At 65.4% G+C, this 18,933-nt stretch carries 9 protein-coding genes and 7 pseudogenes; 13 read left to right on the top strand and 3 right to left on the bottom strand.

Features of this window, described 5'->3' with window-relative positions; translation table 11 throughout:
- Positions 1-7: 7 nt before the first annotated feature.
- Both YO9_RS0109275 and YO9_RS0109270 read left to right on the top strand, forming a co-directional pair.
- A pseudogene (locus YO9_RS0109275) lies at positions 8-1,350 on the top strand (DUF6986 family protein).
- Positions 1,347-2,204 (top strand): bifunctional allantoicase/(S)-ureidoglycine aminohydrolase, encoded by an 858-nt coding sequence (locus tag YO9_RS0109270; protein WP_016997224.1) that lies wholly within the window; start codon positions 1,347-1,349, stop codon positions 2,202-2,204. The pseudogene YO9_RS0109275 and the gene YO9_RS0109270 overlap by 4 nt, the downstream one beginning before the upstream one ends.
- A gap of 115 nt (positions 2,205-2,319) precedes the next feature.
- On the opposite strand, the pseudogene YO9_RS0109265 reads toward YO9_RS0109270, so the two are convergent.
- Together YO9_RS0109265 and YO9_RS0109260 are read right to left on the bottom strand one after the other, a co-directional pair.
- Positions 2,320-3,037, bottom strand: a pseudogene (locus YO9_RS0109265) (aspartate/glutamate racemase family protein).
- A gap of 19 nt (positions 3,038-3,056) precedes the next feature.
- Positions 3,057-4,601, bottom strand: a pseudogene (locus tag YO9_RS0109260) (NCS1 family nucleobase:cation symporter-1).
- 215 nt (positions 4,602-4,816) lie between these two features.
- Between YO9_RS0109260 and YO9_RS0109255 the strand changes: the two are divergent.
- The 10 genes and pseudogenes from YO9_RS0109255 to YO9_RS0109215 all read left to right on the top strand — a co-directional run bounded on the left by YO9_RS0109255 (position 4,817) and on the right by YO9_RS0109215 (position 16,541).
- A pseudogene (locus YO9_RS0109255) lies at positions 4,817-5,601 on the top strand (hydroxypyruvate isomerase family protein).
- Between the two features lie 85 nt (positions 5,602-5,686).
- A pseudogene (locus YO9_RS0109250) lies at positions 5,687-6,569 on the top strand (2-hydroxy-3-oxopropionate reductase).
- A 54-nt stretch (positions 6,570-6,623) separates the two neighbouring features.
- The gene (gene gcl / locus YO9_RS0109245; RefSeq protein WP_016997219.1) at positions 6,624-8,399 is read left to right on the top strand and encodes a glyoxylate carboligase; all 1,776 of its coding nucleotides are present in this window, start codon (positions 6,624-6,626) and stop codon (positions 8,397-8,399) included.
- A 94-nt stretch (positions 8,400-8,493) separates the two neighbouring features.
- A pseudogene (locus tag YO9_RS0109240) lies at positions 8,494-9,646 on the top strand (glycerate kinase).
- A gap of 429 nt (positions 9,647-10,075) precedes the next feature.
- A pseudogene (allB, locus tag YO9_RS0109235) lies at positions 10,076-11,426 on the top strand (allantoinase AllB).
- A 200-nt stretch (positions 11,427-11,626) separates the two neighbouring features.
- Entirely contained in the window at positions 11,627-12,427 is an 801-nt protein-coding gene (locus tag YO9_RS20820) for a metal-dependent transcriptional regulator (protein ID WP_016997216.1), read from the top strand.
- Between the two features lie 221 nt (positions 12,428-12,648).
- Entirely contained in the window at positions 12,649-13,914 is a 1,266-nt protein-coding gene (locus YO9_RS0109225; RefSeq protein ID WP_016997215.1) for a M24 family metallopeptidase, read from the top strand.
- A 123-nt stretch (positions 13,915-14,037) separates the two neighbouring features.
- Positions 14,038-14,670 (top strand): aminotransferase class I/II-fold pyridoxal phosphate-dependent enzyme, encoded by a 633-nt coding sequence (locus YO9_RS19940; RefSeq protein ID WP_262925643.1) that lies wholly within the window; start codon positions 14,038-14,040, stop codon positions 14,668-14,670.
- Positions 14,671-14,674: 4 nt separating this feature from the next.
- Positions 14,675-15,202 (top strand): aminotransferase class I/II-fold pyridoxal phosphate-dependent enzyme, encoded by a 528-nt coding sequence (locus tag YO9_RS19935; RefSeq protein WP_262925642.1) that lies wholly within the window; start codon positions 14,675-14,677, stop codon positions 15,200-15,202.
- Positions 15,203-15,599: 397 nt separating this feature from the next.
- Entirely contained in the window at positions 15,600-16,541 is a 942-nt protein-coding gene (locus YO9_RS0109215; RefSeq protein WP_262925641.1) for a M20 family metallopeptidase, read from the top strand.
- A 17-nt stretch (positions 16,542-16,558) separates the two neighbouring features.
- Here YO9_RS0109215 and YO9_RS0109210 read toward each other — a convergent pair whose 3' ends face one another.
- Positions 16,559-17,950, bottom strand: coding sequence for an MFS transporter (locus YO9_RS0109210; protein WP_031272991.1), 1,392 nt, complete (start codon positions 17,948-17,950; stop codon positions 16,559-16,561).
- A gap of 170 nt (positions 17,951-18,120) precedes the next feature.
- On the opposite strand from YO9_RS0109210, the gene YO9_RS0109205 reads away from it, so the two are divergent.
- Positions 18,121-18,783, top strand: coding sequence for a GntR family transcriptional regulator (locus YO9_RS0109205; RefSeq protein ID WP_016997211.1), 663 nt, complete (start codon positions 18,121-18,123; stop codon positions 18,781-18,783).
- The last annotated feature ends 150 nt before the right edge of the window (positions 18,784-18,933 follow it).

Below are 18,933 nucleotides of genomic sequence, written 5' to 3'. Positions count from 1 at the left end.
CGCGAGCCTGCCCACCACGTTCTACCAGCGCGCCGACCTGGTGCTCGCCGGCACCGATGCTGACCTCGCACGGTTCTTCCCGGGTGACTCCGGGGTCCGCCAACCCGTACACACGTGCTACGTCCCGGCCGACCTCGTCACCGTGAACACCCCCGCAGAATGGGGCCGCGCCGCACAGGCCGCCGCCGACGAAGCGGGTGGACTCCAGGTGCTCGCCGAGTTGGCGGGACTCTCCGGGGACGGCATGAGCGACGTCGTCGACCGTGTGGCCGCCAAGCTGCAGACCGAGCCGATCGAGGACCTGCGATTGGACCTCGAGGACGGGTTCGGCAACCGCTCCGACGGCGAAGAAGACGCCGCCGCGGCCCAGGCCGCCCGCACCGTGGCGCAATTCGCGATCAACCGGGCCAATGGTTCCGCACCGGCCCCGGCCTTCGCGGGCATCCGATTCAAGTGCTTCGAAGAGGCAACCCGGGCCCGCGGACTGCGTTCGCTCGACGTTTTCGTCACCACCCTGGTGCGCGAGGGCGGCTTGATCGAGGCCGGCGTGAGTTCGGATGGCTTACCCGAGGGACTCGTGCTGACCCTGCCCAAGGTTTCCTCCGTGGAACAGGTGCAGATCATGGTCGAAGCGTGCCAAGCACTCGAGGATGCGCTGGATCTGCCGAACGGCCGACTGCGCTTCGAAATCCAGATGGAAACCGCCCCCATGATCCTGGGGCTGGATGGCACCTGCCTGATCCCCGCGATGCTGCGCGCTGCCGAGGGCCGCGCCACCTCGCTGCACTACGGCACCTACGACTACTCGGCGTCCCTGGGGATCTCCGCGCAGTTCCAGTCCATGGAGCACCCCGCCGCGGACTTCGCCAAGAACGTCATGCAGGTGGCAGTGGCCGGAACGGGCGTGCACCTCTCCGACGGCTCCACCAACCAATTGCCCGTGGGCGATGCCGAACAGCGCCGCGATTCCTGGGCACTGCACGCACGGCTGGTCCGACGGTCGTTGGAGCGCGGTTACTACCAGGGCTGGGATCTGCACGCCCACCAGCTGCCCACGCGCTTCCTCACCAATTACGCGTTCTACCGCGACGGGTTCGACGCCGCCGCCCACCGCCTGGAGGTCTACTCCCGTCGGTCGGTGCCCGGCATTGAAGCCGCCGATGTGGCCGATGAACCCGCCACCGCTCGTGCCTGGCCCGCTACATCCTGCGCGGCACGCTGTGTGGCGCGGTGACCGAGGACGAGCTGCGCGCCTCCGGCTTGACCCCGGAAACGGTGAGCTCGGTTGCGAAGACGGGCGTGGCTGCGGCGTCGAACGCTGAACATTCTGAAACAGGAGACACACGATGAGCGAACGCACGTACTGGGCCACCCACGGTGGCCAACCGCCGCAGACCGACCTGCTGACCGACCGGGCCATGTTCAAGGAGGCCTACGCGGTGATTCCGCGGGGCACGCAGCGGGACATCGTGACGTCGTTCCTGCCGTTCTGGGAGGGCACTCGGCTGTGGGTGCTCGCGCGACCGCTGACCGGTTTCGCGGAGACGTTCTCGCAGTACCTCATGGAGGTCTCCCCCGGCGGCGGTTCGGACAAGCCCGAGGAGGACCCGGATGCGGAATCGGTGCTGTTCGTCATGGAAGGTTCGCTCGAGCTGACCCTGGGTGACGAGCCCGGTGACGATGACATCCACACTCTCAACCCCGGTGGTTACGCATTCATCTCCCCCGGGGAGACGTGGACCGTGCACAACCGCGGTTCCGAGGAAGTCCGCTTCATGTGGGTGCGTAAGCGCTACCAGAAGGTCGCGGGCATCGAGAAGCCGGAATCCTTCGTGACCAACGAGCAGGACGTGGAACCCACGCCCATGCCCGGCACCGAGGGCCGCTGGGCCACCTCGCGGTTCGTGGACCCGGCGGACGTGCGCCACGACATGCACGTGACCATCGTGACGTTCCAGCCCGGCGGGATCATCCCGTTCGCGGAGACCCACGTGATGGAACACGGGCTCTACGTGTTGGAGGGCCAGGCCGTGTACCGCCTCAACGAGGACTGGGTCGAGGTGCAGGAGGGCGACTTCATGTGGCTGCGCGCCTTCTGCCCGCAGGCCTGCTACGCCGGTGGGCCCAGGCCCTTCCGCTACTTGCTGTACAAAGACGTCAACCGGCACGCTCCCCTGTCCCTGGGAGGGCATGCGGGGCGCTGATCTCGACTGCTGACGGTTTGCCGTTGAAGGTTTAAGGTTCCTTATCCCCGATTTCCGCACTGGAATCGGGGATAAGGAACCTTATTCCATTCCCGGGCGAGAGCGCTCAGCTTGCTCAGCTCAGCGGGAAGCCCTTGAGGTCCTTGGGCAGCGGAGATGCGTAGGTGCGGGACTTGGACGTGGTGAGTCCCAGGCGCACGAGGATTGTGCGATGGTCACCGCGGCGGCGACTCCGTCCACCACGGGCACACCGCACTGTTCACGCACGGCGGCTTCCAGTGCCGCCATACCGCCGCAGCCGAGCACGATGACCTCCGCACGATCGTCGTCGATGGCCCGCTGGGCCTCGGCCACGATGGACTGGATCGCGGCGTTCTCATCCGCTTCCAGATCCAGCACCGATGTGTTGGATGCCCGCACGGACGCACAGCGATCCATGAGACCCGCCAGCTGCAGCCGGTCCTCGATGAGGGGAACCGTGCGGTCCAGGGTGGTCACCACCGAATAGCTGCGCCCCACGAACGTCGCCATGGACGCGGCGGCCTCGGTGATGTCCACGACCGGTTGCTCCAACAGCTCCTGTAGGCCTTCGCGGCCGTGTTCGCCGAAACCGGCCTGAATCACGGCGTCGAAGGGCTGGTCGTAGCTGAGCACGGCGTCCATGACGCCCACCGCGGCCAGGTAGGACTCCATGTTGCCTTCACACGAGGGCGCCCGAAACGCGGGGTCAGTCCCACAATCTCGACGCCGGACTCGGCCACTTTTCGTGCCGACTCCGCAATCGATTCCGTCATGGACTCCGTGGTGTTCACGTTGACCGTCAAAATGCGCATGGTGTTCTCCTATTCAAGGTCAGTGGGTGGTGGCCACGGCGATGGCCTCGCCGTGCTGATCGGTGTATTCCACGCGTTTCTTGGCGGTGATCAAGTAGCAGATCGCGCCCAGTGCGGCGCCGATGAACCACGAGAACTCGCTGGCTCCGGCGAAGAACGGAAGCAGTGCCACGGCCAGGGATGCCAGCGATGAGGGGATGAACGCCGCAATCGCTCGTGGATTCACACCCTTGCGGTAGTAGTACGCGCCGTCATTGGTGTCGATGTAGAGCTGCGGAACGTTGACCTTGGAGCGGCGGATGATCCAGTAGTCGACCATGATGATGCCGAACAGCGGGCCCAGCAGGGCACCCAGTCCACCCAGGAAGTACACGATCACCACGGGTGAGTTGTACAGGTTCCAGGGCAGGATGATCAGTCCGATCACCGCGGAGACGATGGCAGCCTTCTAAAAGTTCAACGCCTTGGGGAACATGTTGGTCAGCGCGTAGGTGGGTGCCACGAAGTTGGCCATCAGGTTCACCGCGACCGTGAGAATCAGCAGCGCCAGGGAGGCCAGCACGATCAACGGCACGGAGGGAATCGTCTGAACGATATCCGCCGGTGCCGTGATGATGGTTCCGTCCAACTTCAGCTGCGCACCGGCCAGGGACACCACGATCAGGCCGAACAAGAGCATGTTGATGGGGATGCCCCAGAAGTTGCCCTTCACGATCGCGCCCCTGCTGGTGGCCGAACGCGTGAAGTCACAGAAGTTCAGCACGAACGTTCCGTAGATGGACACCCACAGTGCACCGCCGCCCAGGATGTGAACCCACATCTCCCAGCCGGTCAACGGGTTCTCGGTGGCCCACGCAATGGAGAAGTCCACGCGCCACAGCATCCACACGGCCAACGCCACAAAGGTGACCAGGATGATCGGACCGGCCATGGCCTCGTACCGGCGAATCATCTCCATGCCGTAGCAAACGATGATCACCTGAATGATCCACAAAGCCACAAAGCTGATCCACCCCAGAGTGGAGAGCCCCAGGACGTCGTTGGAGTCCAACGGCGCCAGCCCCGGCCACAGGGCAATGAGCATCACGCGTAGCACCACCGAGGCCAGGTAGGTCTGAATGCCGAACCAGGCAATGGCAACAATTCCGCGCACCGCGGCCGGCAACTGCGCGCCGTGCACACCGAAGGAGATGCGGCTCATCACCGGATACGGAACACCGGTCTTGTAACCCATGAATCCGGACAGGCACAGCAGGAAGAACAACAGCAGCGCGCCAACACCCAAAGCCGTGAGCACCTGCCACGCCCCGAGTCCGAGTGCGAAGAGCCCGATGGCGAATGAGTAGTTGCCCAACGAGTGCACATCGTTGGCCCACAACGTGAAGATGCTGTACGCGTTCCACGTGCGACCTTCCCTGCGCGTGGGGGCCAGATCCACGTTGTAGAGCCGGTCGCTGGTGATGGGCGGCGGTTCGGTCTGAACCGTGCCGGGCGAATATACGTGGTCGAATTCCGGGCGTCCGGCGGCACGTTCGCGTGACAGAGCGGTCTCGTCAGTGGCCATATCCCCTCCTTAGGTGATGAGTCGTTCTCTGGACGCGGCCTGATGACCTGGCCCGATATGTGCTCCACCGGTGGGCGGGAGACGCAGACAGAAACATCTCACACCAAAGGTTGACGTAGGTCACATTCTAACCTAACGTTTTCACCAGATAGAACTTAACTTCCACAATCCGAAAGACGGGCACCCGCGATGGGCCGCCACACAGGAGGAAAACCGTGAGCTACACCGTCAACTCTTCGATCTTGCTGACCGACCTGCCGATCAACGACCGCCCGCAGGCCGTGACCTCCGCAGGTTTCACGCGCGCCGAGTTCTGGTGGCCGTTCCCCACGCCCACCCCCACGGATGCAGAGATCCAGGACTTCGTGGACGCGCTCAAGAACGCGGGCGTCCAACTGACCGGTTTGAACTTCTACGCCGGTGACATGCCCGGCGGCGAGCGCGGTGTGCTCTCCCAGCCCGCGCGTTCGGAAGAGTTCCAGGCCAATATCGACGCCGTGGTGAAGATCGCCCAGGCCACCGGCTGCAAGGCGTTCAACGCGCTCTACGGCAACCGTCTGGACGATGAGGACGCCGCTGAACAAGACCGGATCGGCGTCGAAAACCTGCAGCGCGCCGCGGATGCCGTGGCTCCCCTGGGCGGTGTCGTGCTGCTCGAGCCCGTTTCCGGCACCGAGGCTACCCGCTCAAGACCGCTGCGGACGCCCTGGCCATCATCGAGAAGGTGGGCCGCGACAACGTCAAGCTGCTGGCCGACTTCTACCACTTGGCCGTCAACGGTGACGACGTGGAGCGCGTCATCGAGGACCACGCCGCTGACTTCGGTCACATCCAGATCGCCGACAACCCCGGCCGCAACGAGCCCGGCACCGGCGAGTTGCCGCTCGAGAAGTGGATCGACCGCTCCCGTGAACTCGGCTACGACGGCGTGATCGGCCTGGAGTACAAGGCTTCGCAGGAGGATCCCTTCGCGTGGCTGCCCCGCGAGAAGCGCGCCTGATCCGGCCGCATCGCCCTCGGAAACAACGAACCACAGAACACCAGCTACACCCGCGGATCACCGCAGAACTTCTAAGGAGAACATCATGACCAAGGTTGCTGTTATCGGATTGGGCATCATGGGCCTTCCCATGGCCAAGAACCTCGTCACCGCAGGCCACGAGGTGACCGGTTACAACCGCTCCCCCGAAAAGGCTCAGGAGCTCGCCCAGGCCGGCGGCACCGCTGCCGGTTCCGTGGCCGAGGCCGTCAAGGACGCCGAGGTGATCATCACCATGGTTCCGGACTCCCCGGACGTTCAGGCCGTGTCGAGGGCGAGGACGGCGTGTTCGCCAACGCCCCGCAGGGTGCCCTGTGGATCGATGCGTCCACCATCCGCCCGGACGTGGCCGTGAACCTGGCCGACGCCGCCCGCAAGGCCGGCATCCGCCCCTTGGACGCTCCCGTCTCCGGTGGCGAACAGGCGCGATCGACGCCGCCCTGTCCATCATGGTCGGCGGCGAGGCCACCGATTTCGAGGCCGCCCAGGAAGTCCTCAACGGCGTGGGCAAGACCATCGTGCACGTGGGCCCCTCCGGCTCCGGCCAGACGGTCAAGGCCGCCAACCAGCTCATCGTTGCTGGCAACATCCAGTTGCTCGCCGAGTCGGTCGTGTTCCTGGAGGCCTACGGCGTTGATACGGACGCCGCTCTCAAGGTCCTCGGTGGCGGCCTGGCCGGCTCCAAGGTTCTCGATCAGAAGGGACAGAAGATGCTCGATCGCAACTTCGATCCCGGTTTCCGCCTGGCCCTGCACAACAAGGACATGGGCATCGTCACCGCCGCCGCACGCGAGGCCGGCGTCACCATCCCGTTGGGCGCTGTCGTCGCCCAGTTGGTCTCCGCTCTGGTCGCCCGCGGCGACGGCGGCCTGGACCACTCGGGTCTGTTCAAGCTCGCCAATGAACTGTCCGGCGGCGACAAGAAGTAATTCCCCGGCCCACGCGGGCACGGCGGTCTGACACAAGATTTCAAGGAGAACATCATGACCAAGATGCGTACGGTGGACGCCATTGTCGCCATCCTGAAGAAGGAAGGCGCAACCGAGGCGTTCGGTTTGCCCGGTGCGGCCATCAACCCGTTCTATTCAGCCATGCGTAACGACGGCGGTATCCGCCACACGCTGGCCCGCCACGTCGAGGGTGCCTCGCACATGGCCGACGGTTACACCCGTGCCGCTCCCGGCAACATCGGTATCTGCGTGGGCACCTCGGGCCCCGCGGGCACCGACATGATCACCGGCCTCTACGCCGCGATCGCTGACTCGGTGCCGATCCTGTGCATCACCGGTCAGGCTCCGGTGGCCAAGCTGCACAAGGAAGATTTCCAGGCCGTGGACATCGCCTCGATCGCCAAGCCGGTGACCAAGATGGCCGTGACCGTGCTGGAGCCGGGTCAGATTCCGGGCACCTTCGCGCGAGCGTTCCACGAGATGCGTTCGGGCCGCCCCGGTCCGGTGCTGATCGACCTGCCCCTGGATGTGCAGTTGGCCGAGATCGAGTTCGACATCGACCTCTACGAGCCCCTGCCCGTGGCCAAGCCCGCGGCCACCCGTGCCCAGGCCGAGCGCGCCCTGGACATGCTGTTCGCCTCCGAGCGTCCGCTGATCGTGGCCGGTGGCGGCATCATCAACGCCAACGCCTCCGAAAAGCTGGTCGAGCTGGCCGAGGTGCTCGATGTTCCCGTGATCCCCACCCTGATGGGCTGGGGCGCCATTCCCGACGATCATCCGTTGATGGCCGGCATGGTGGGGCTGCAGACCTCGCACCGGTACGGCAACGAGTCGTTCCTGGCCTCGGACTTCGTCCTGGGTATCGGTAACCGTTGGGCCAACCGCCACACCGGTTCCATCGACAAGTACACCGAGGGCCGCACCTTTGTGCACGTGGACATCGAGCCCACCCAGATCGGTCGCGTGTTCTCGCCGGATCTGGGCATCGTCTCCGACGCCGACGCCGCTCTGACCGTCCTCCTCGAGGTGGCCAAGGAACGTAAGGAAAAGTTCTCCGTCCCCGATTACGGCGTGTGGGCCAAGGAGTGCATCCAGCGCAAGGGCCAGCTCCAGCGCAAGACGCACTTCACCGAGGTGCCCATCAAGCCGCAGCGCGTGTACGAAGAGATGAACTCGGCCTTCGGCCAGGACGTCACCTTCGTGTCCACGATCGGTCTGTCGCAGATCGCCGGTGGCCAGTTCCTGCACGTGTACGGTCCGCGCAAGTGGATCAACGCCGGCCAGGCCGGCCCCCTGGGTTGGACCGGTCCGGCCGCCCTGGGTGTGGTGCGCGGCAAGCCCGGTGAGACCGTGGTGGCGCTGTCCGGTGACTACGACTTCCAGTTCATGATCGAGGAATTGGCCGTGGGCGCGCAGTTCAACCTGCCCTACATCCACGTGGTCGTGAACAACTCCTACCTGGGTCTGATCCGTCAGTCCCAGCGCGGGTTCAAGATGGAACAGAACGTGTCGCTGGCCTTCGACAACATCAACTCCCCGGAGACCCAGGGATACGGTGTGGACCACATCAAGGTGGTCGAGGGCTTGGGCTGCAAGGCCGTGCGCGTGACCGATCCCGACAAGCTGCAGGACGCGTTCTCCGAGGCCAACTCGTTGGCTCAGGAGCACCAGGTTCCCGTGGTGGTGGAGGTCATCTTGGAGAAGGTCACCAACATCTCCATGGGCACCGAGTTGGACAACGTGGTGGAGTTCGAGGAGCTGGCGGCACGCGGTGTGGACGCACCCACCGCCATCGCCCTGCTCGACTGATCACGGACAGTTCTACTCCGTCCGATACCTCGCGGGCCGCTCACGGAATCCGTGCGCGGCCCGCGGTTCAGCTAAAGATTTTCGGGAGGTTCTCGTGCGCATTGTGGTGGCACCAGACAAGTTCAAGGGCTCGGTGAGCGCCGAGGAGGCGGCCGAGCACATCGCTGCCGGGATCCGCGAGGCCCAGCCCGACGCTCAGGTCACGATTCTGCCGTGGCCGACGGCGGTGAGGGCACGTTGGATGCCGCGGTCACCGCCGGCTACACGCGCCACGACCTCACGGTCACCGGCCCCATCGGCGAACCCGTGGTCGCGGCCTGGGCGCGCCTCGACGACACCGCCGTGGTCGAGATGTCCCTGGCCTCCGGCCTCGCGGCACTGCCCCACGACGCGAACGGCGAACCGATCCTCGCTTCTCGCGAAGCCACCAGTCGCGGCACCGGCGAACTGATCGCCGCCGCACTCGACGCCGGCTGCACCCGGGTGATCCTGGGCGTGGGCGGCAGCGCCAACACGGACGGCGGCGCGGGCATGCTCGCCGGCCTGGGCGCCCGCCTCTTGGACGACCAGGGCAACGAGATTCCCGACGCGGCGCCGCCCTCGCACAGTTGGCCTCCGTGGACGTCTCCGGACTGCACCCCGGTATTTCCTCCGCACAGTTCATCCTGGCCGCGGACGTGGACAACCCGCTCACCGGCGAGCGCGGTGCCGCCGCGGTCTTCGGACCCCAGAAGGGCGCCTCCGAGCAGGACGTGTCCGAGCTCGACGCCGCCCTGGGCACCTTCCGCGACGTCCTCGCCGAGGCCTTGGGAGATTCGGCGCGCGACGCCGCGGAAGCCCCGGGTGCCGGTGCCGCCGGTGGCGTGGGCTATGCCGCGCTGGCCGTCTTGAATGCGACGCGAAGGCCTGGGATCGACGTCGTCCTCGATCTGGTCAACCTGGACGATGCCGTGACCGGCGCAGACCTGCTGATCACCGGCGAAGGCAGCCTGGACGAACAATCCCTGGGCGGCAAGACCCCGGTGGGTGTGCTCAAGGTCGGGCAAGCCCATGACGTGCCCGTGATCGCCGTGTGTGGCCGCACCACCCTGGACCGCAAGACGCTGGAAGACACGGGCTTCCGCGCAACTCACGCTCTCTCCGACCTAGCTCCGGACGCTCAGACATCCATGCGTGAAGCACCCCGGTTACTCCGTGAGGTGGGACACACGGTAGCTTCAGAACTAGCCTCGACCTTGAACGGCTGAACGGCCCGCGCCGTCACCGCTCCCGCACACCTCCGAAAGGAACTCCCCGTCATGAACGCAACCCCTCAACAGGGCAACAAAGACTCCGGTAAGAACACCGGCAACGCCAAGAACAACCAGCCCGCTGAGGACAAGAACCAGCGCACCACGGACCCGCAGGTCAACGAGGAGCGCGCCACGGACAGTGTGAAGGCCAAGGTGGCCGAGGCGGCGTCGAACCCCGAGGTCAACGAATCCCCGCAGGACGTGGCCCAGGAGAACTCGCAGCTGGCCGTGACCGAGGACCGCCGCGAAGAGGTCGAGTCCGCTCGCGCCGAGCAGATCAAGCTCGCCAACGAGGTCAACAGTGCCGAGCGCGTGCGCGAACTGATCCGCGCGTACAAGTCGGAGAACAAGCTCAAGGAATCTGACGAGCCCACCGAGGCCCGCATCACCGGTCAGCACGCCGGGAAGTTCGACCTGGTGGTGCGCGGCAAGCAGGTTTCGTGCGGCGATCACTTCTCGCCGCGTGAGATCGGCGTCAAGGACGGCAAGATCGTGGCGATCGAACCGCTCGGCGCGAACCTCGAGGGCGCCAAGGTTGTGGAGCTGGCAGATGACGAGACCCTGATCCCCGGCCTCGTGGACACCCACGTCCACGTCAACGAGCCCGGCCGTACCGAGTGGGAGGCTTCGGTTCAGCAACCCGCGCCGCGGCGGCCGGTGGCGTGACCACCATCGTGGACATGCCGCTGAACTCCGTGCCCGCCACCGTGAACGTTGCCGCGCTGGAGTACAAGCGCCTGTTCGCCCAGCAGAACGCCTTTGTGGACGTCGGATTCTGGGGCGGTGCGATCCCCGGTAACAAGGAGGACCTGCGTCCGCTGCACGACGACGGCGTGTTCGGCTTCAAGTGCTTCCTGCTCCACTCCGGCGTGGACGAGTTCCCGCACCTTGAAGCGGACGAGATGGAAGAGGCGCTAGCCGAGGTCAAGACCTTCGACTCGCTGCTGATCGTGCACGCTGAGGATTCGCGCACCATCGACAAGGCTCCGCAGCCCAACGGTGACGTGTACGAGCACTTCCTCAAGTCCCGCCCGCGCGGTGCCGAGAACATCGCCATCGCCGAGGTCATCGAGCGCACCCGCTGGACCGAGGCGCGCTCGCACGTCCTGCACCTGTCCTCCTCGGATGCGCTGCCCATGATCGCCTCCGCCAAGCGCGACGGCCTGGATATCACCGTGGAGACCTGCCCGCACTACCTGACCCTGCTCTCCGAGGAGATCCCCAACGGCGCCACCGCATTCAAGTGCTGCCCGCCGGTGCGCGAGGTCTCCAACCGGGAGAAGCTGTGGGAGGGCTTGCTGGACGGGACCATTGACTTCATCGTCTCGGACCACTCGCCGTCGACCCTGGACCTGAAGAACCTGGGCAACGGTGACTTCGGCGTGGCATGGGGCGGCGTTTCGTCGCTGCAGCTGGGTCTGTCCCTGATCTGGACCGAAGCACGACGCCGCGGCGTGGGCCTGGACAAGGTTCTCCAGTGGATGTCCACTCGCCCGGCCGAGCGCGTGGGCCTGCGCTCCAAGGGTCGCCTGTCCCTGGGCTACGACGCCGATATGGCCGTCTTCGCGCAGGACGAGAGCTTTGTGGTGGACGCCAAGTCCCTCAACCACAAAAACCCCATCACCCCGTACCAGGCAAGGTGCTCTCCGGTAAGGTCCGCAAGACCTTTGTGGGCGGCAAGGAAGTCGACTACAAGAAGCCCTCGGGTCGGCTGCTCAACCGCGGCCAGGTGTGATTCACACTCGGTAGGGGCTGGTAGTGGCCTATGAGTGGCTTGCCCGGGTTTCACGGTTCATACTGTGAAGCCCGGGCACACTATTGATATTTTTCACGTATGACTTGCCCGGGTTGGCCCGCCTGAGGTGGCCCGCCCGGGTTGGCCCGCCTGACAGGTTCGGATACGGGAAGGAACGGTTCCGCAGCTAGGAGCGCACCATGACAGATTTGATCGATACCACCGAGATGTACCTGCGCACCGTGCTGGAGCTCGAAGAAGAGGGCATCCCAGCCCTGCGCGCCCGCATTGTGGAGCGCCTGGGCCACACCGGCCCCACCGTGTCCGAAACCGTCCAAAGACTGTGCCGCAAGGGGCTCATGGTGCTCTCCGAGGGTGACATCCGCACCCGCACGGTGTCCCTGACCCCGGAAGGGCGCGAGCAGGCCACCTCCGTGATGCGCAAGCACCGCTTGGCCGAGCGCTTGTTGGCGGACGTCATCGGGCTGGAGCTGCCCTACGTACACGAAGAAGCCTGCCGCTGGGAGCACGTCATGAGTGATCGGGTGGAAGTGCTGCTCGAGAAGCTTCTATCCTCGCCAACCACCTCCCCCTACGGCACCCCGATCCACGGGGCATTCACGCAGAACCCCGAGGGTGTCTCGCTGTTGGATGCGGTGGCGCAGGCGGGTGCTGCTTCTGGTGGTGCCGAGGCGGATACTGCTGGTGCTGATTCGGTTCGGCCCGGTGGCGCTGGCACGGGTGCTGGAACTGGCGCGGATGCTGCCGAAGCTGGTGCACCCCACTCCAACGGCGAGCGCGAATACACCTTGGAGCTGATCTCGGAGTCTGTTCAGACCCACGCGGAGTTGCTGCGCTCCCTCTACGACGCGGGCTCATGCCGGGTGCACCGTGGTGGTCAGCAGCTCAGCCCCCGCCGATGCGGATGCCCACTCGGCTCACCCCGGACCTGTCACGCTGCGCCGCTCGGACGGCACGGAGGCCGTGGAAATCCCCGCTGATTTGGCGGCGTCGATCTTGGTGTCCTGATGTGAGGAACCTGCAGCACGGCGGCCTCATGTGATGAAGATGTAGAAAAGGTGCCCACTATCTGCATTTCCCTCCCCTGAGACTTCGCGACTGTCGTTCCCTCACATGAGGCTCCCGCCCGGCCATCCTGCCCCGCCTTTTCCCTGGATCGCTTGATTGTTGACAATAGGCGGATTTCCTTCAATCATGAACCATGAGCACATGGGACGTGTCTGAGGGTTATCCCTCCCCCGATCCGGCCCCCGCAACGGAGGCCGTGCCAGACCCTGCGGATGTCCGTTCGCCGCTCTTCACGGCCCTGGAGTACGAGCAACGGTTGCGGTGTGTCCGCGAGAAGATGGCACAGCAGGGACTGTCCGCGCTGATCGTGACGGATCCGGCCAATCTCTTCTACCTGACCGGCTACGACGCCTGGTCGTTCTACGTTCCGCAGATGCTGTTCGTTCCCGCCGAGGGAGATATCCTGCTGTTCCTGCGCGAAATGGATGCCCAGGGAGCGTTCCGCACCTCGTGGCTGCCTCCTCATCAAATCATCGGCTACCCGGAACGCTACGTTCAGCGCCCGCACCTGCACCCCTTCGACTGGGTGGCCTTCGCCCTACGACGGCGCGGTCAGGTCGCCCCGGCCGCCCACGGCTGCGTGGGTTTGGAAATGGACGCGCACTTCTTCTCCCCCAAGGGCTATCGCTCCCTGATCAACGCCCTCCCCGAATGGCTCCTGGTCGACTGCTTCGAGCTGGTCAACTGGGTACGCTCCGTGAAGTCGGAGGCCGAGATCTACTACATGCGTCTCGCAGCGAGGGTAACCACCGCGGCCATGCAAGCAGCGATCGATGCCATCGAGCCCGGCGTCCCCCAGAACACAGTGGCCGCCCGAATCGCCGCGGCGCAGGCTGAGGGCGACGACGACGCCTGGGGTGACTTCCCGGCGATCGTTCCTATGATGCCCACCGGCGCCTCCGCAGACACACCTCACCTGACGTGGTCGGACAGGATCTTGAAATCCGGCGACGCCGTGGTGGTCGAGTTGAGCGGCGTCCATCGGCGCTACCACGTACCCCTGGCCCGCACCGTGACCCTGGGCGAACCCAGTGCTGAGATGCTGCGGCTGGAAGATGCAGTGGCCGCAGGTTTGCAGGCCGTCTTGGACGCCATCGCCCCGGGGGTGCCCGTCCGCGAACTGGCCAGTGCCTGGAACTGGAAACTGGCCGCTTACGGGCTCGAGAAACACAGCCGCCTGGGCTACTCGGTCGGCATCGGTTACCCGCCCGACTGGGGCGAACGGACCATCAGCATTCGCTCCGAGGACGAGACCATCCTCGAAGAAAACATGACCTTCCACCTCATCTGCGGCATGTGGATGACGGGGTACGGCTACGAAGTTTCGGAGACCATCCGAGTGACCAGCACGGGGGTGGAAACGTTCACATCCTTCCCCCGCCAGATCATCAGGAAGTGAGCTCATGACCAGCACCACGCCACACATCACCACCGTCCGTTCCTTGGATCCCAACCCCACCGCGGGTATCTCGGGCCCGGCGTCCGAGGGCTTGTTCCCCCTGGCCTCCCGCGCCGACGGCTCGTGGGGTCTGTCATCGACTCCTCAACCTCCCTGCTGGCGGCCCAGACCCACGACATTGTGCGCTTCGCGATGGGCGCGCCCGCCGCGGAAGTGATTCCCACGGAAGAGTTCCGGCAGATCGCTGGCGAGGTGCTCACGGACGCGAGCTTCACCTACGGTGCCACCGAGGGAGAACCGGAGCTGATCACCACGGTCACCGAGCAGTTCTCGAGTGGATCCACCGACCCCGAGCGCATCGTGATCACCTCCGGTGGCATGCAGGGCCTGGACCTGGCGTTCAAACTGTTCACGGATCCCGGTGACCTGGTGGTCGTGGAGAGCCCCACCTACACCAACGGCTCCGGCACCGCGCTGAGCTACGGCGCAGACGTGTTGGAAGTCCCCGTTGATAACAACGGCATGGACATCGACGCGCTCGAGACCCTGGTCGCGGAGACTGGCCGCACGCCCCGCATGATCTACACGATCCCCAACTTCCAGAACCCGTCCGGCACCACCCTGAGCGAGGATCGACGACGCCGCTTGCTGAACCTCGCGCACCAATGGGGCGCCATGATCCTCGACGACGATCCGTACGGCGCCTGCGCTTCTCCGGCGATCCCGTTCCCGGCTTCCGAGAGATCAGCCGGATGACCCCTTGGTCTTCTCGGTGCGGACCTTCTCCAAGGTCCTGGCCCCGGGCCTGCGCGTGGGCTGGATCAACGCGGATCCCCGCCTGCGCAATTTGCTGATCGCCGGCAAGCAGGCCATGGACACGTGCGCCAACGTCCCGGCCCAGCACATCATCAACGCCTACATCGCGCGCGGTGGCTACGGCGAGCACCTGGCCGGCCTGCGCACCGAGTACAAGCGCCGCAAGGAAGCCATGGACGCATCCATCGCCAGGCACCTGGGCGATCGCGTGCGCACCACCGATCCCGACGGCGGCTTCTTCCTGTGGGTCACCCTCCAGGGCGACGACGTTCGGGTGTCCTCCTCGCGCTTGTTCGAGATTGCGTTGGCCGAGGGCGTTGCGTTCATCCCCGGTCCGGCGCTGTCGCCTTCGGGTCAGTTCGAGGACGCGTTCCGCTTGTGCTTTGCCTCGAGCACCCCGGAACGCACGGAAGAAGGCTTGCAGCGACTCGCTCGAGCTCTCGACATCGCCCGCCAAGAGGTCGACGGGTAAACCTGACCCGACCGCTCACAGGCAAACCGCCGCCGTGACCGGGGCCGAGCGCGCACGGAACCAAGGATCCGCAGGACCGAGAATCAGCGGCCCTGAACAGGCACCACACATGAACGGAGATCCTCATGACCAGTGACGATGTTCAGTGCACCCCACAGGAACGGGCCGTGCTCGATCTCATCGACCCCGATGAGCTGGTCGCGCTCACGTGCACCCTGGTGAACACCGCCGGTGAGAATCCCGGGGGCAGTGAGGAACCGACCGCCCAAGCCTTGGAGCGGGCAGCCGAGGAGCGAGGGTTACTGGCCCGCAGCGACGTCGTCGCCCCTGGGCGACCTAATGTGGACGTGGACCTGCCCGTGGGCGGCCCCGTGCAGATGGGCCGGGGTTGTTGTTCTTGGGCCACTCCGACGTGGTGCCCGCCGGGCCCGGGTGGACGCGGCAGCCCTACAACGCGGAGGTCGAGGGCGATCGGCTGTACGGCCGCGGCGCCACGGACATGAAGGGCGGGCTGGCTGCGGTACTCGTCGCGATGGATGCGCTGCGCCGTTCGGGTGCGAAACTCTCCGGACCGGTGCGGTTGTCGTCCACCGTGGATGAGGAGGATCTGGGCCTCGGAATTCGTCACCTCACCGCGCGCGGGCTGGGACGTGAATTCCGCGGCTGCATCGTGGCCGAACCAACCGATTTGCAGACCGTGATTGCGTGCCGCGGGGATTCTTACCTCGAGGTTGAGATCACCGGCGTCCCCGCCCATTCAGGGCGGCCGGCAGACGGACGCAACGCGATCGACGCCGCCGCGGCCCTCCTCACGCTGATCAAGCAGGACCACGAGAAGCACATCCGCGAGCTGGATCCGCTACTGGGATCCCCCACCTGGAACGTGGGCAAGATCGAGGGTGGCCGGGCCACGTCCATGGTGGCGCCGTCGTGCCACGTGTGGCTGGACCGGCGACTCATGCCGGGTGAGGACCCGGAGCAGATCGTCTCCGAACTCCGCACCGCCGTGGACCAGGCCGGAATCACCGGCGACGGGATTTCCATGGACATCGAGATCACCATGTCCATGCCTGGCTTCCGCACTGATCAGGATCATGTGCTGGTCAGCACCGTGCACGGAGCGGTCGCGGACGTGGGCGGTGCGGCATCGATCGGCGGCTGGACGGCCGCGTGTGACGGCGGATTCATCGCCCGCGACCACGGGGTACCCACCGTGGTCATGGGCCCCGGCGGGCTCAATGACCAGGCCCATCAGGTGGATGAGTCCGTGAGCGTTCGCGAGTTAACGCAAGCGGCCAGGGCATACACCCTGGCCGCGTTGCGATTGCTGTCGCGCTGATTTCTCCGCGAGAGCGCTTACCTGTTGACCACGGGCATCTTGCCCGTCTCCGGGATCTCCGTGCCGCGCAGCGACGCGCCCACGGTCTCCTTCATGAACTTGGCGGCGATCAAACCGATCACACACGCGCCCATCATGTAGAAGGCGGGGATCAGCGGGTTACCGGTGGACTCGATCAGCGCCTCGTTGACCAGTGGTGCCGTGCCACCGAAGATCGCGGTGGACACGTTGTAGGTGATCGCGAAGCCTGCGTAGCGGACCTGCGTGGGGAACATCGCCGGGAAGGTGGCCGAGATGCAGGCCAGCTGCGGGATGTAGAGCAGCCCCAGCACCGCGAAGCCCAGCAGCGCCCACCAGAAACCGTTGGCCATGAGCATGTACATGGGGATCGACATCACGATCAGGCCGATGAGCGAGAAGTACCACATGGGTTTACGTCCGAACTTGTCGGACAGCGTTCCGGCGAACGGAATCACGAGCATCATGGCGAACTGCGCGATGAACATGATGGTCAGCACCGTCTGCGCGGACATCTCCGTCTGCCCCTCCAGGTAGGTGGGCATGTAGCTGAGCAGGGTGTAGTTGACCACGTTCACGGACACGACCAGTCCGGCCATGATCAGCATGGGCTGCCAGTACGTGGTGATGAGTTCCTTGAGGGCCATGCCCGCGGATTCCTCCGAGTGGCCAGCCTCTTCCAGCTCAAGGAACACGGGCGAGTCGGCCAGCTTGGACCGCAGGTACAGACCGATCAGACCCATGGGTCCAGCCAGCAGGAACGGAATGCGCCAGCCCCACTCCATCATGGCCTCGTTGCCGAGGATGACCTCGCCCATCAGCACGATCAGCGAACCAAGGGCGAAGCCACCCAGGGTGCCGAACTCCAGGAAGCTGCCCAGAAAGCCTCGCTTCTTGTCCGGGGCGTACTCGGCCATGAACGTGGCCGCACCGCCGTACTCACCGCCGGTCGAGAAGCCCTGGATCACACGCAGCAGCACCAACAGGATGGGGGCCGCCAGGCCGATGGTCGCGTGAGTGGGCAGGATGCCGATACAGAACGTGGCACCGGCCATCAGGATGATGGTCAGCGCCAGGATCTTCTTGCGGCCCAACCGGTCACCGAGCGGGCCCCAGAACAAACCACCCAGGGGGCGGACCAGGAAGGACAGGGCGAACGTACTCAGCGCCAGCAGGGTGCCGGCTTCACCCGGGAAGAAGTTCTGGGTGATGTAGACGACCGACACTGCATACACGCCGTAGTCGAACCACTCGGTGGCGTTACCGATCGCAGAGGCAGCCACCGCACGGCGAACCGTCTGGGCGTCCGGTTCCGGGTGGTGGGCGGCTCCGTCTGGAGTATTGGCGCCGCGTGGATCGTGCGGCGGATCAGCCTGGTGTTGCGAATTCATGGAACCCTCCATGGTGAATTCAGCGGGCACCTGATGGCGCACCGGCGCTCTACGGCCGTGACGCAAAAGACGCCCAAACCGTTTGATTGTCGACAATCCTACCCCTAGGCTTATCGGTACGTAAGACGTTGACCTGCAAACCTTGTGTTTGCCCCGGACCGGAGGCCGCCATGCCCGGCAATCTGCTACGACCCGTGGTGCAAGAAACCACACCGTCACTGATCGCCCGGCAACTGCGACGAGCCATCGGTGACGGCGAACTGGCACCCGGCCAGCAGCTCAATGAAATGGAATTGAGCCGCTCCCTGGGCGTGAGCCGCGGCCCACTGCGCGAAGCCATGCAGCGCCTCACACAAGAAGGTCTCCTGCTCAGCGTGCGTAACCGCGGCGTGTTCGTCATCGAGGTCACCGACGACGACGTTCGCGACCTCTATCTCGCTCGGAACGCCGTGGAGCGCGCGGCCGCCGCGCGGGTCATCGCGGGCGACCCCGAGGCCGGTGCGGATCGACTGCTGGAAAAGGTCGACGAGATGTCCGCGGCCATCGAACGCGGAGACACTGCCGCGTTGACCGAGGCGGACGTCGCGTTCCACGAACTGCTCGTGGAGCTGTCCGAAAGCCCCCGTCTGATTCGAATGCACGACACCCTCATGGTGGAAACGCGCATGTGCATGACCGCGCTCGAAACCCGGTACGCGTCCCACAGTTTCCGCCTGGACGAGCACCGGGAGATCACCGAAGCCATCCGCGCGGCGGACGAGGCCCGCGTGGATCTGCTCCTGCTCGATCACATGCGTGACGCCGTGATGCGCCTGACCACCGAGGACGCGTAGCTCGCAACCCCAGAGGCGCTCACCACGCACAGGAGCTGCGCCACCAATCCACGCATGACTCAGCGCTGCGCCGCGGCTCCGGGGCCCAGTGCCCCGGAGCCGCATCGCACGAGCCTCAGCTGCGCGGCACGGCCACGTACTTGTACTCCA

It is taken from the genome of Kocuria atrinae C3-8, from assembly GCF_000286355.1.
GTDB classification, from domain to species: Bacteria; Actinomycetota; Actinomycetes; order Actinomycetales; family Micrococcaceae; genus Kocuria; species Kocuria atrinae_A.
The sequence above is the reverse complement of the archived record's forward strand: the minus strand, read 5'-3'. Positions and strand labels throughout refer to the sequence as shown.